The following is a 14,836-nucleotide window of genomic DNA, read 5'->3' on the forward strand; positions in this document are numbered from 1 at the left end:
GATTACATTATCTATAATAAAAAAATCAAATTTTATAATTTGCAAGTAAGGAGAAAATTTATGGCAGAAATAAAATTCTTGGCACTTGGTGGTCAAGACGAAAGAGGAAAAAATATTTTCATAGTTAGTGTTGATGATGATTTATTCGTTTTCGATGCAGGTATCAAATTCCCAGAAAGAAGTATATTAGGTATTGATGTTGTAATACCAAGTTTTGATTATCTAAAGGCTAACTCAAAAAGAATTAAGGGAATATTTTTATCAAACCCAAGTAGTAATAATGCAGGATCAATAAGTTATATTTTAAGAGATATTGATGTTCCTGTTTATTGCAATGAGCTAACAACAACAATATTAAAATATCGTAATCTTAAATACAGAATCAAAAATAGAGAAAATAACTTCAAAATAATCAAAGATAAAGAAATAATAAAGTTTGGTAAGAACAGTATCGAAGTTTTTAGAGCCACTGCAAGCTTCCCTGAGTCTTTTTGTTTCGCATTACATACAGAGGATGGAACAATTGTTTATGCTGGGGATTACATAATGGATGGTAATGAACAATCTTGATTCTCTACTGATATGAACCACTTATCTAAGATTTCAGAAAAAGGAGTCCTAGCTTTCATAAGTGATTCAGAATTTGCTTCAAGAATTGGATATACTGTTCCTAATCATAGAATTGAAAAATACATTACAACTCCGATGAAGGATATGAAACACAGAATAGTTTTAGGGATATTTGAAGAGGATGTATTTAAACTTTTTGAAATTATAAGACAGGCAAAAGAGCAAGGAAGAAAAATGGCCATATATGGCAAAACTTTAGTGAAAGTTGTTGAATCAAAAATCATTCAAGATTCATTGGGAATTTCTAAAAATGACATAATTTCTTTAGAAGAATATGCTAAATCTGAAGATGGTATCCTTATTTTAACAGGAGCCGGTGACTTATTATATTCAAGAATGGCGAAAATAGCTGCAGGAAACGACGACATTATTGAGTTTTCTGAAAAAGATGTAATAATATTAGCAACTCCACCAGCAGCTGGTGTTGAAAAAAGACATGCAGAGATATTAGATGAATTAGCAAGAACTAATGCAAAATTGATTGCCTTAAGTGATAAAAATATTTGATCTATGAGAGCAAGTTACGAGGATATCAAACTTATGACAAGGATAATGAACCCAAAAAGTTTTATTCCTATAAAAGGTTTGTACAAAGACTTTTTATGTGCTGAAAAAGCGGCACAAGAAGCTGGTATTAAACCTGAAAATATCCAACTTATAAACAATGGACAAGTACTTAAAATTAACAAAAATGGAAAATTAATAATTAGTTCAGAAGTAGTTAAAACTAGCGATGTTTACGTTGATGGTATTGGAGTCGGGGATATTGGTGCTGTTGTTTTAAACGAAAGAAAACAATTAGCAACTGATGGAGCAGTTATCATCGGGGCTAATTTGGATGACAAAACTAAAGAATTAGTCTCTTTAATAGATATTCAAATGAGGGGTGTTATTTATATACAAGATGACAACCCTATATTCAAACTTCTACAAAAACAAATTATTGATATATTTGATAAACATCGAGAGGCTATGAAAATAAACCCAAACTCATACGATATGTCCTTAATTAAAAAGGAAATAATATCTCGTACCCGCTCAACTTTAAAACAAGACACTGGGAAGCAACCAATTGTTTTAGTAATAGTTAACGAAATCAATACAGGTTCTTTCTATGAACCGAGAAGAAGAGCAACCAGTTTTAACACGAGGGTTGTTAATACAAATAAAACAATCGCCGGTAACTCAAATGATAGTACTGACTAATAATTTCACTATAATATTTTTTTAGTGTTTTAAAAAGAATTTTACTTTAACTAAGCTTATAATATAAGTGTTAAAGGGGAATAAGATGATGAAAAAATTAAGATTAGTGTTAGGTGTGTTCGGAGCCTCAGTAACAAGTTCATCTCTTGTGGTATCTTGTGGTAAAAAAACTGATGAATTTTGGAAAGAAGATTACAGTAAACTCACTGAAAAAGAAAAAACGGAGTTGATTATTTCTTTAAATAAAGAAATTGAGGCTTTCAAGGAATGATTGGATGACGAAAGTTCTAAGAATAATCCACCAAAAGAAGGTAATCCGTTAATCAATTCGGATAATGTCTACAAAACCTTAGTATTTCTGGATGCTATGTATAAAATATCGCTAATTCCAGGAGCAAAAGATATTTGTACGGAGAATAAAATAGAAAATTGAATGCCACAAGACTCTGATGATGACAAGGTCGAGACAATAAAGATTATTGTAGAGAGAGTAAGTCACGAAAGAGATATCATAAGCAAAGAAGCTGCTTTTGAGGTTCGAGAACACACTAAAAACTGAGTTTATAAAAAAAACGTATATTAAATAAAGTTATCTTTTGATAACTTTATTCTTTTTTTACTTGAAAACTTATAACTTATCCTTTAATTATGTTAGAATTTTTTAAATATATTCTATTTTCATTTATATTAAAAATAGAGACTAAATTATATTAAAATGATAAATATAAGGGCAAATAAACAAAGGAGTTTTTATGAATAATTATAATGGTTTTCCGGGCTTACCAAATGATAATGATAGAACTAAAGCATTCACTGTTCATAAAAAACAAAGAAGGTCTGACTCTATTGGGTGGATTCTAACAGCTTTAATCTTATTTTTTTTGAATATAATGTCACTAGGTAGGATAACAATAGTTGGTCAATTATTAGATGATATAATTTTTACTTTGCCATTTGGTTGGTTTAAGTATTTTTTATACTTGCTATTTTTCATAGTGGTTTTTGCCGTGTATTTTGGTATAAAGTTTAAGCCAAAAAAAAGATTTTTGGCAATGATATTCCTTACTTGAATAATGTTTTGTTGAATATTTACCTCAGTTTTATTTATATGCGCTTACCACATAAATAATCCTGGCCTAGTTATTGAACATTATTGAAGCAAAAGTATTCTTCAAGACTCTATCAAATCATATTTAGCAACTTGAAAGCTACACTCATTTTTTGGCAATGCAGAAGGTAGTTTACTTTGGTCAAGTCCAACAAGTTATTTTACCACTTGAGCTGGGGGTGGATTAATAGGAGCAACTTTGGCAGGAATTTTTTCATATACAACAATATATGGTTCTTTAATAGTGGCAACTTTCTTCTTCTTTCTTAATATGATGTGAATTTTTACAGGAAATCCTTTTTATTTCTTTAAACCTAAGCATAAAAGAGTGTTTAAAAGGTTAAGAATTCTTTCATTAAGGGGAAAGAATAATAATTCAAAGGCAAGAGTTAAAACTAAAAAAGGTATTTTTAATATTATAAGTATTGATGAAGAAATCAATCTGAATGATGTTGATATAATTTCTTCTATTAAGGACTCTGATATAACGATTGAATTACCAAGTTTTAGAAAAGAAATGACTTCAGAAATTTATCAACAACCAGACGAAAAGTTTTACAGTTCAAATCTGGATATAGAAGTGCCTAAAATTAATAATCCTATTAACTTTGATGATCACAAGTATATGAAAAGAGATGAACCAATTTATGCACGCGGGGTTAAAGGGTATAGAAAAGTTGTCACTGAAAATCATGATAACGTTGAGAGTGATATAAATAGTCAAAAGGCTCCAACTCAAGTTACTAATGATTTTGATTTTGAGAAGCAATTTTTACCAAGACGTAAACCAAAAGAAAATTTTGATTACACAATACCATTAGAGTCAAAATATGGTAACGTGTCAACTGAGGAAGCTAGACAAAAGTTTAGCAAAGAGACTTCAATTACCCCACACGGTGCTAACGGTCATACAAAAGAAATAATAAAAGAATTAGTTAAAAAACCAGTTAATAAAGAAGGACCTAGTCAAATTTCACTAGAAGACTTTATAAATAGTAGTATCGAGGAAAAAGAGAAAAAAAATAACTCGCTATACAGTATTGATGACTATACTTCTCCTATGGAAGATATTTTTACTAAGTCAATTATTAACCCTGGTAATAGTTTTGTTAACAGATCAAATAATAATCAAACAATTGAAATAAATTCAAACAAAGCGGTTGATAAAGAAATATTCGTAAATGCTGGTTATAGTTTACCAAAAACAGAATTATTAAATCCAGATACAAACACTCAAAATGAGTTGCTTGAAATTAGAGAGAAAGCTAAACTAAAAGCCAAGGCTATTAATGATACATTCGCACAGTTTGGTGTAAAAGCAACTGTTAACAATATGAATATTGGTCCAAGTGTTACGAAGTTTGAGGTTTTACCAGGAGTAGGTACAAAAGTAAACAGTATTACAAGCTTAGAAAATGACCTAAAATTAGCATTAGCTAATCAAAATGTTAGAATTGAAGCTCCAATTCAAGGTAAGGCAGCAGTTGGTATCGAGGTACCGAACGATAAAGCAGCCATTGTCCCATTTAGAAGCGTAATTGAAAATGTTCCTTTGAAAAATATGAATTCAAAGTTACTTTTTGCAATTGGAAAAAACGTAAGTGGAGAAATGTTATTTGGAGAGCTTGATAAAATGCCTCACTTATTAGTTGCTGGTTCAACAGGTAGTGGTAAATCAGTTATGATAAATGGTATTATTTCTTCTATATTAATGAGATCTAAACCACACGAAGTAAGGTTTCTAATGATAGACCCTAAAAAAGTAGAATTATCAATTTATTCTTCAATACCTCATTTATTGGCACCAGTTATAAGTGATATGAATCTCGCAAATAGTGCCTTAAAAAAAGTAATAAATGAAATGGAAAGAAGATATGCTCTATTCACAAGTAATAGTGTCAAGAACATTGAAGGTTATAATTCTAAAATGTCAGCACCTTCAAGAAGATTACCGTACTATGTAATCATTATCGATGAGTTGGCTGATTTAATGATGACAGCTAACAAAAAAGATGTTGAGGACTCTATCATGAGACTTACTCAAATGGCAAGAGCAGCAGGTATACATTTAATTGTAGCTACTCAAAGACCATCAACAGATGTCTTGACAGGGGTAATAAAATCAAATATTCCAGCCAGAATTGCTTTCTCTGTTGCTAGTTCAATCGACTCTAGAACAATACTAGATTCTGGTGGAGCAGAAAAACTGATTGGGAGAGGTGATTTACTTTATGTGCCACCAGGAAGTTCATCTTTAATAAGGGCACAAGGTTCATTTATTAGCGATGAAGAAATAGAGAAATTAGTTTATCATTGTTCAAATCAACAACCTCAAATATTTGATGAAGAGTTTATGATTGAAGAAAACGAATATAACGAATATGGTGGTGGTTCCTCTTCTCAAAGAGATCCAATGTTTGATGAAATAAGGTCTTATGTTGTTAGAGAACAAAAAGCTTCAACTAGTTTATTGCAAAGGAAATTCTCTATAGGATATAATAGAGCTGCCAAAATAATTGATGAACTTGAAGAATATGGTGTAATTGGCCCTCAAAACGGTTCAAAATCACGAGAAGTTTATGTAAAAAATGAAGAATTATAAAAAAACACATTAGCAATGTGTTTTTTTAATGGTATAAAATATAATATTGAAAGAGGTAACAATATGAAACTTGCATCACAATTAAAGACAATTCCAGAAAAACCAGGTTGTTATCTATACTTCAATAAAGACGATAAAGTCATTTATGTCGGAAAAGCTAAAAACTTAAAAAAAAGAGTGAACTCTTATTTTAATAAGGCACATAATTTTAAGACAACTAAGCTAGTTCGTGAGATTTTTAAACTTGAAACTATAATAACAGATAATGAGAAGGAGTCTCTTCTTTTAGAACAAAATCTAATAAAAAAATATAAGCCAAGATTTAATATTGTATTAAATGATGATAAAAGTTATCCTTATATTGCAATAACAAATGAAAAAGACCCGATGTATTTGTATACACGTAATTATGATAGAAAAAACAAGATCTCTTTTGGTCCATTACCAGATGGGACAAGTGCTAGAAATATCATGAGAACATTAGAAAGAATTTATCCATTGCGTAGATGTAAAGGTAATTTAAATAAACCTTGTATACATTATCATATAAACCAATGCAGTGGTGCTTGCTTTAAAGAAGTAAATAAAGATTACTATGATAAACAAATTAGACTAGTTCAAGATTTCTTTGACGGAAAGTCAACTGATGTCAAAGAGAAATTACAACAAAAAATGTTTTTAGCTTCAGAAAACCTTCAGTTTGAAGAGGCTCAGAGAATCAAAGAAATAATAAGACATATGGAATTTACACTTATACAACAAAGTGTTGATTTAAATGACAATCTTAATAGAGATGTATTCAATTATTTTGAGTACGATAATTATATTTGCTTTACAGTTTTATTTTATCGCGGCGGAAAATTAGCCCTTAAGGACCAAGATATATTCAAATACGAAGGCCAAAACATTTTCGAAATGATGAAAAGTTTTGTGATGCAAATTTATGCAAAAAATATATTATCAGACTACATTATTCTACCTTCTGAAATAGAGTTGGATGATCTTAAACAATTATTTGGAAACAAGGTGCTTGATGAAAATGACACTATATCTAAAAAACTTTTAGATCTAGCTAAAAAGAATGCTCAAGAGTTTCTATATCAAAAAATTAATTACAGTGATCAAAATGTTTTAACAAAAGAAGAATTGTTAACAGAATTGCAAAACACTTTAAACTTACCCAAATTCCCATCTCATATAGAAATGTACGACGTAGCAAATATTCTAGATGAGTTCGTAACTGGTGCAATGGTTGTTTTCAAACAAGGTGTTCCAAGTAAGAATGATTTTAGAAAATACAATATTGATATTGAACACCCCGACGATTATCACAGAATGCAAAATATGATAGAACGTAGATACTCTAAGGATAAAGATGATCATGGTAAGTGAGCAGACTTAATAATCATGGATGGGGGTATTATTCAAGTAAACGCAGCAAGAGAAACACTTAATAAACTTGGTATCAACATACCTATAATTGGTCTTGTTAAAAATGACCACCATAAAACAGAATATATTTTCAACCACGATAATCAGAAAATTTATCTTGAAAAAAATACACAATTATTTAAAATGTTAGAAAGTTTTCAAATGAGAGTGCATAATTTTGCAATCTCCGGATTTAGAAAAAGACAATCCAATAACCTATTGAAGGATGATTTGGTTACTAATGTAAAAGGTCTAGGTCCAACAACTGCTAAAAAGCTTTACGAAAGTTTTCTGACTTTAAAAAATATTAAGGCTGCTAGTTTTGATGAATTATTAGCGATTATAAAAAATAAACAAACAACAAAAAACTTATTTGAATATTTAGGTAAGGAAGAAGCAAATGAAAAATAATAAAGAAAAATCAAAACTTAAGACATCTAAGAATGATGTTATTGTTTTTGAAAAAATAAAAGTACCTTTTTGAAAAGTTGAAGACTTAAAAGATATAACAAAGATGGCAATTCCTATCTTTGTGCAATTATTATTCAATATAATCATTGCCCAAATAAATTTAATAGCTATAAATTGATATGATGGTGGTGTTTACTCTGAAGCTGTTTCAAAAGCAGTGTTAAGTTATAATACGTTACAGTTCATTCCAAGTTTGATCTCGACAGGAACAATCGTAGTAGCAGGTAATTTGATTGGTCAAGGCAGAAAAGATGAAGTTTCTAGAGTAGTGGTATCTGGACTAATAGTAAATTTAATGATAACTTCAATAATTTTTGTTTTTATTGAATCATTTGCAGAGCAAATTGTAAAATTAATGGAAGCAAAAGACACTCCTATAATAGGTGCTAACACATATGAAAAAAGCGAATTAAACTTTGTATCAAAATATTATCGCTTTTTGAACATAAATTTAGTGTTGTTATCAGTAACCCAAGTATTTGTAGCTGGCCTTCAATCTATGAAGAAAAGCTTACACGTTACTATTGGTGCGATACTAGCAAATGTAATTGATTTGATAGTAGTAATGGTGATTCTATATGCTACTAATGTCAACCCCGTTTATAGTGCGCTTTCATTAACTGTAACTGGGATTTTTCAAGCTATATATATGATGTTTATGAATTTTAAGTTTATAGATTTTAAAATTAATAAGAAAAAACAATTAAGCTGAAAATACTCAATTGAAACTATTAAAACTGGTTTACCAATAACAATCGAAATGGGTGTTTGAAATTTATGTAACTTTGCGACAGGAATCGCAATAGCTAAACTATCAACAAATGCACCAATCAGTAACGAGTTTTCATGATTAGTGTTGCATCGTGACGCGAATAATATCGGACAATATTCTGCCGCTTTTATACAAGCTATGGGAACGGTTACATCAGTGTTTGTAGCTAGAAAAATTGGTGCAAATGATCGACAAGGAGCTTATGAAACTGGTATAAATTGTTGAAAGGCAGCTATTTATGCCACAATAATATCTAATATTGTGATGATTTGTCTATCGTGGCCGATGTTGAAACTACTAAATACACCAACCGAATATATTTGACCTTGAGGAATTACATTACTTTTAATATTCTCTGTAAAACTTTTAGTTGATACTGTAAATATGACTTTATTAAGAGCTTTGTGAAGTGCTGGTGATTTATGATATCCAATAATAATATCATTTATAACTATGGGTATTGGTATGGTTGCTATACCATTTACCATCGTCTATGCTTTTAATGCTGTTGGTGGATTTGGATTAATATTTGTTTATTTAGGAATAATTATAGACCCTCTAACAAGGTCTATAATTTACATAATAAGATGATTAAAAGGAAAATGACAAAATTATATACATATTATTGATTAAAAAATGTATAATATCATAGTTAACAAAGGGGACTAATATGACAGATAAAGATATTATATTAACTGAGGAAGGTCTTAAGGAACTTAAAGAAGAATTAACTCATTTGATTAATGTAGTAAGACCACAAGTAATCGAAGAACTAGTTGAAGCACGTGCTCAAGGAGATCTTTCTGAAAATGCAGATTATGATGCGGCAAGAAATAGACAAGCAGAAGTTGAAGCTCGTATTAAAGAAGTTGAAGCTATGCTTTCAAAGGCTAAAATCATTGAAAGTTCAGATAAAAAAACATTTGAAGTTAAAATTGGAAGCAAAGTAACTTTTATGAATACAAAAACAAAAAAAATATCAACTGTTAAAATCGTAGGTGCGATTGAGGCAGATCCTTTTGAACATAAAATTTCAAATGAATCTCCATTAGCTAAAGCGATGATCGGTAGATCAGTTGGAGATACAATGGAAATCCGTGAATTAAAAGAACCATACAAAATAACAATTGAAGAAATTTCTTAAACCTATACATTAGGTTTTTTTAAATGGGAGAATAATATGTTAAGTATTCAAAAAACATATAAGAATAGTTGACCAACGTTATTTATGGTAGGTACCCCAATAGGAAATTTAAGTGACATTTCTCAGAGATCGATAGAAGTACTTAAAAAAGTAGACATCATTTATTGTGAGGACACAAGAGATAGTCAAAAATTACTAAAAAGTTTAAAGATAATCAAACCTTTAAAAGCACTTCATAAATTTAACGAACATGAAAAACTAGAAGAAATTAAAAATGACTTAATTTTGCAAAAAAATATTGCAATTATAAGTGATGCAGGGGTACCAGGTATTTCTGATCCTGGAACCCAAATAATTAATGCTCTTAAAATTGATGAAACTTTAAACTTTAATGTCACAGCTGTTAATGTAGGTCCTGCTTATATTCATGCCGCGATAATGTCAAGTTTTAACTTTTATGAAAATATTTTTTTAGGTTTTTTAGATAAAAAAAGTAAGGCGCAAGAAAGTAAAATAGTTGACTTAATAACTTTTTTAAATGACAAGAATTATAAAGCGGTGATTACAATATATGAGTCTGTACACCGTATAATTTCAACAATTAATTTTTTAAACCAAATACTGAACGGTGACACTAAAATCGCTGTTGTAAGAGAAATAACTAAGCTTAATGAAGAAGTTATTTTAGGTACCATTGATGAAGTATCCAATTATATGAACTCAAATGATTTCATATGTAAAGGAGAATTTGTAATTGTCATTGACAAAAATGCCTCATTAAGCTCAATTACTTCAAAAGAAACTGACTTTCGAGGTGAAATAATAAAATTAGTTGAACAAGGAATATCAAAAAAAGAAGCTATTAAGTCAGTATCAAAAAAATATAAACTAAATAAAACAGATTTGTATAATGATTTTCATAAAAAATAGTAATTATTCTTATATCTTTACGAAAATATATTTGGAGGTAAATATGAGAGAATTAACTATTCATGAAAAACATCAAATTAGAGGTGGTGCTGGAGTATCTGGATCTTTATTTGGAGGAATCGCTTCAATAATCAGTTCAGTAACCTCGTTCGTTGAAGATATGTATTCCGATATTGTTTCAACAGTATTTTTATTTAATCATGCGAATGACTATGATAAGTTAGATATGAAAATTGGAAAAAATACAATAAAATTGGATAATACATCTTCGAATAAGCTGAGTTTGGAACACAAAAATCAAGTTGTCGACCACACCCTTCCACTATTTTAAAAAAAGGTCTTGGACCTTTTTTTAAAATATGTTAATATAATTACACCCCTAGGGGTATAGGAGAGAGATATGGCAAAGACTAATAGAGAAGAAAAATTAAAGTCAGATTTAATTAAACAATTAAAAATTATTAACGGACAAGTAACAGGTCTTATTAATCAAATTGAAAAGGATAAGTACTGCATTGATATAATCAACCAAGTTAATGCTGTTAGAGCCTCTTTACACTCTGTTTCAAAAAAATTAATCACAGATCACATTGATGGTTGTGTAAAAAGTGATAAAAATAATGAAAAATATATTGAGGAAATAAAAAATTTAATTGATAAGATTTCAAGATAAGAGGAATATATGAAAGAAATTCAAGTTACATTAACAAATATAAAATGTGAGGGTTGTGTAAAGAAAATAAAAAAATTAGTAAAAAAAGAGAAAGACTTTGTTATTACCCATGTCGTTCCAGAAACAAAAGTAGCTACCATTAATTATGATGAGTCTAAAATAAGCTCAAGTGATATAAAACTAATTTTAAAGAAGATAGGTTATATGTAATTTATGAAAAGAGAATTCTCCCTCGAAGGTATGAGTTGTACTAATTGTGCAAAAACAATCAATAACTCTCTTTCTAAAAGTCAAGGCATTAAAAAAGTAAAAGTATCATTACCACTTAAATCTTTAATCGTTGAGTGTGATGAGGAAATCAATAGCGAGCACATAATAGATTTAGTTAAAAAACTAGGTTATAAAGCTGAAGAAAAAACTGGAAGTTTTGAAACAAAACTATGAGATAGGGAAGCAAAGTCCTATTTGATAAGATTCATTTTGGCTGCCACTTTAACCTTTCCTTTATTATTAGGAATGTTTTTAGGTTTATTTAAGTATGAGAGTACTTTAACTGCTATATTAAATAATCCAATTTATCAGCTTATTACAATTATAATAATAGAGTTTTTTATTGGTTATACATTCTTTATTTCATCATATTATTCGATTATCAATAAAAAACTAAATATGAATATTTTAGTAGTATTAAGCACAACTTTAGCGATTGCATTGAGCATATATAAATCAATTAAAAATAATTGAACATATATTCATGGAGATCATTTATTCTTCGAAACTGCTGGAACAATAATTACATTAATTTTACTGGGAAAATTATTAGAAAGTCTTGCTAAGAATAAAGCAAAAAGCTCTATGGATTTGATTTCAAAGTTGGTCCCACAAAAAGTTTTGAAAAAAAAGGATAATGAAATAATTGAATGTTCTTTAAGTGATTTAATATTAAATGATATAGTTATTGTAAAAAATGGTATGTTAGTTCCAATTGATGGAAAAGTAATCAATGGCGAAGGGTGAGCCGATAATTCTATTATAACTGGTGAATCTAAACCCATTCATATAGCAAATAATTATAATATTTTTGCTGGCACCACTTTGGTAGAGGGCTATATTGAAATACTATTTGAAAAAAAACAAGAAGATTTTATGATAAATAGAATAGTAGATTTATTAAAGAATGCTCAATCTAATGACATTGCTATCCAAAAGCTTGTTGATAAAATTACGGCATATTTCGTACCTTTCTTGATAATGTTAGCCATTGTAACGTTTCTTGGCTGAGTTCTATATGATAAATATGTTTCAGAGAGAGCCATTTTAAATGCAATTACCACTTTGATTATTGCTTGTCCTTGTGCACTTGGACTTGCATCGCCAATAGCTATTATAGTCGGATCTAGTAAAGCAGCACAAAATAATATTTTGTTCAAAAACGGCGATGTTATTGAAAAATTGGCAAAAGCAAATGTTTTTGTATTTGACAAAACAGGTACTTTAACTCATGGAAATATTAAAATCAACTCAATTAATATCAAAAATGACACTTTTGATAAAGACTATATGTTGAGCTTATTAAAATCCCTAGAAATGAAATCTTCACATCCTATTGCTAAAGCATTAATAAATGAGCTACCTAATTACAAGACTTTTCCTGTAGAAAATTTTACAACCCATACATCAAAGGGTTTAAGTGGAATAGTCAATGAACATAAAATAAAAGTAGGATCAAACAATTGACTATTAGATAAAGAAAAACCTTATAATAAGTCAGATAATAAATACTTCTCGATATTGAATTTAGTTATTGATGAAGTATATTGTGGATATTTAGAATTAAGTGATACTCTAAGAGAAAACTCAAGTACGTTAATTGAAAAACTTAACAAACTTAAAATAAAAACAATTTTATTATCAGGAGATGATGCAAAACCGGTTGAATATATTGCAAATATGACTAATATTAAAGAATTTCACAGTAAAAAAACAGTTCTTGAAAAAGAAAAGATTATAGAGAGTTTAAAACAAGAAAAAAACACTGTAGTAATGGTTGGAGATGGAGTGAATGATGCTTTAGCATTAAAAAAAGCTGATATAGGTATTACTCTATCCAGTTCGCTAGACATTGCTTTAGAAGTTAGTGATATCATAATAACAAGTGAAGACATTTTACTAATAATTAAGGCAATCAAAATAGCTAAAAAAACACACTTTAAAATAAAAACCAACTTATTTTGAGCTTTTATTTATAATATTTTAAGTCTACCTCTTGCTGCTTTTGGTCTTTTATTGCCTCAAATAGCAGCTGCTACTATGATGTTATCTTCTTTGTCGGTGGTTATAAATTCACTTTATTTTAATACAAAAAAACTCTCGTAAAAATAGTTGTTATTAAATTTAAAGAAAAGTTAGTAATTCATTTAAAAAAAGTATAAAATAATTTAGGTTGCTAGTTTCAACCGCTCTTTTGTATGTTATAAGAAGGTAAAACTCACATACAAGGCGAGTCTAGACTGGAGGAATATATATGTTCGCAATTATTAAAACAGGTGGTAAACAAATAAAGGTTCAACCCGGTGACGAAATCTACATTGAAAAGGTTTCGGTAGAGGAAGGACAAAAAATTACTTTTAACGAAGTGTTGGCTACAGATACTGCAATAGGAACACCATTAGTAAAAGATGTTATTGTAATGGGTACTATAGTTAAACAAGGAAAAGGTAAAAAACTTAGAGTTGTAAGATATCACCCAAAGAAAAATGTTAACAAAGTTTATGGTCATAGACAACCATTTACAAAAGTTAAAATTGATGATATATCTGTTGGGGGTAAAGTTTCAAAATCTGTTGAAGCAAAACCAAGTACTAATACAACTGAAAAAGCATCATCAACTAAGGCCGTAGCTTCAACAGCTAAAACAGCTGCAACAACAAAAACATCAACAACTAAAGTAGCAGCTTCAACAACAAAAACATCAACACCTAAAGCAGCAGCTTCAACAACAAAAACATCAACACCTAAAGCAGCAACTTCAACAACAAAAACAAAATCTGCTGAAACAAAAACTAAAAACGAGGAATAGTATGATAGTTGCTGAGTTTTATAAAGAAAATAATAGCTTCTTTAAAATAATCATTAGTGGTCATGCTAACTCAGATAAATACGGAAAAGATTTAGTTTGTGCTGGTATAACAGCAATAGTTAATGGAAGTTTGAATGCGTTTGATAAAAAATGTGGTAAAAATGTCGAGATAATAGTAGAAGAAAATAAAATTTCTATCATCATCCTAGAGAGCGATAAATTATTACAAGAGTTTGTAGATTTTTTAAAAATACAATTAGAAACGATTCAAATTCAATATCCAAAAAATATAAAGATAAAGGAGGTGCTTTAAAATGCGTTTTTTATTAGGTTTACAATATTTTGCTTCTAAAAAGGGAGTAGGATCAACAAGAAACGGAAGAGATTCAGAATCAAAACGTTTAGGAGCTAAAAAAGCTGATGGGCAATTTGCAAATGCTGGCTCAATTATATTTAGACAAAGAGGAACTAAGATCCATCCAGGAAATAACGTTGGTAGAGGCGGGGATGATACTTTATTCGCTCTAGTCTCAGGTATAGTTAAATATCAAAGATTTGGGAAAAACAAAACACGTGCTGTAGTAGTTCCACAAGAAATAAAATAAAAAAAGACTCTACAAAGGAGTCTTTTTTTAAAAGAGGTTAAAATGAACACATTGATTACAATTTCTATCACACTATTATTAGCCTTCTGTGCTTTAGGTTTATTTGTTTTTATTTATTTAATCAAGAATAATAACTTAAAAAAGGTCGAGAAGGAACTTGCAAATTTCAAAATGAAGTTTTCAAA

13 protein-coding genes and 1 pseudogene are annotated in these 14,836 nt (G+C 29.2%); all 14 read left to right on the forward strand.

The features are described 5' to 3' along the window. Positions 1-60: 60 nt before the first annotated feature. The 14 genes and pseudogenes from AAHM92_RS01230 (at position 61) to rpmA (ending at position 14,651) form a co-directional block, all read left to right on the forward strand. Entirely contained in the window at positions 61-1,836 is a 1,776-nt protein-coding gene (locus AAHM92_RS01230) for a ribonuclease J (protein WP_500222695.1), read from the forward strand. An 88-nt stretch (positions 1,837-1,924) separates the two neighbouring features. Next, the gene (locus AAHM92_RS01235) at positions 1,925-2,419 is read left to right on the forward strand and encodes a hypothetical protein (protein WP_500222696.1); all 495 of its coding nucleotides are present in this window, start codon (positions 1,925-1,927) and stop codon (positions 2,417-2,419) included. A gap of 169 nt (positions 2,420-2,588) precedes the next feature. Then, a complete protein-coding gene (locus tag AAHM92_RS01240) occupies positions 2,589-5,546 on the forward strand; it encodes a DNA translocase FtsK (RefSeq protein ID WP_500222697.1) in 2,958 nt (985 codons plus the stop codon). 63 nt (positions 5,547-5,609) lie between these two features. After that, positions 5,610-7,388: an excinuclease ABC subunit UvrC gene (gene uvrC / locus AAHM92_RS01245; RefSeq protein WP_500222698.1), complete on the forward strand. Its 1,779-nt coding sequence runs from the start codon at positions 5,610-5,612 to the stop codon at positions 7,386-7,388. Continuing rightward, positions 7,378-8,853: an MATE family efflux transporter gene (locus AAHM92_RS01250; protein ID WP_500222700.1), complete on the forward strand. Its 1,476-nt coding sequence runs from the start codon at positions 7,378-7,380 to the stop codon at positions 8,851-8,853. The genes uvrC and AAHM92_RS01250 overlap by 11 nt, the downstream gene beginning before the upstream one ends. A gap of 37 nt (positions 8,854-8,890) precedes the next feature. Beyond that, entirely contained in the window at positions 8,891-9,364 is a 474-nt protein-coding gene (gene greA, locus AAHM92_RS01255; protein ID WP_023789028.1) for a transcription elongation factor GreA, read from the forward strand. Between the two features lie 36 nt (positions 9,365-9,400). Continuing rightward, positions 9,401-10,294, forward strand: a complete 894-nt coding sequence (rsmI, locus tag AAHM92_RS01260; protein ID WP_500222701.1) for a 16S rRNA (cytidine(1402)-2'-O)-methyltransferase — start codon at positions 9,401-9,403, stop codon at positions 10,292-10,294. Between the two features lie 43 nt (positions 10,295-10,337). Next, entirely contained in the window at positions 10,338-10,625 is a 288-nt protein-coding gene (locus AAHM92_RS01265) for a hypothetical protein (protein WP_023789030.1), read from the forward strand. 69 nt (positions 10,626-10,694) lie between these two features. Further along, the gene (locus AAHM92_RS01270; protein ID WP_500222702.1) at positions 10,695-10,967 is read left to right on the forward strand and encodes a metal-sensitive transcriptional regulator; all 273 of its coding nucleotides are present in this window, start codon (positions 10,695-10,697) and stop codon (positions 10,965-10,967) included. Positions 10,968-10,976: 9 nt separating this feature from the next. After that, positions 10,977-11,177, forward strand: a complete 201-nt coding sequence (locus tag AAHM92_RS01275; protein WP_500222704.1) for a cation transporter — start codon at positions 10,977-10,979, stop codon at positions 11,175-11,177. Between the two features lie 3 nt (positions 11,178-11,180). Further along, positions 11,181-13,343 carry a heavy metal translocating P-type ATPase gene (locus AAHM92_RS01280; protein ID WP_500222706.1) on the forward strand — a complete coding sequence of 721 codons (2,163 nt, stop codon included), beginning with the start codon at positions 11,181-11,183 and terminating at the stop codon, positions 13,341-13,343. Between the two features lie 148 nt (positions 13,344-13,491). Then, positions 13,492-13,788 (forward strand): annotated as a pseudogene (rplU, locus tag AAHM92_RS01285) (50S ribosomal protein L21); the annotation flags it as partial. Between the two features lie 259 nt (positions 13,789-14,047). Continuing rightward, a complete protein-coding gene (locus tag AAHM92_RS01290; protein WP_500222708.1) occupies positions 14,048-14,359 on the forward strand; it encodes a ribosomal-processing cysteine protease Prp in 312 nt (103 codons plus the stop codon). Between the two features lies 1 nt (position 14,360). Further along, on the forward strand, positions 14,361-14,651 hold the full coding sequence (rpmA, locus tag AAHM92_RS01295) for a 50S ribosomal protein L27 (RefSeq protein WP_023789036.1): 291 nt from the start codon (positions 14,361-14,363) through the stop codon (positions 14,649-14,651). Positions 14,652-14,836 lie beyond the last annotated feature (185 nt).

Origin of the sequence: Spiroplasma endosymbiont of Melanargia galathea (genome assembly GCF_964031075.1) — a bacterium.
Taxonomy (GTDB): Bacteria; Bacillota_I; Bacilli_A; order Mycoplasmatales; family Mycoplasmataceae; genus Spiroplasma_A; species Spiroplasma_A apis.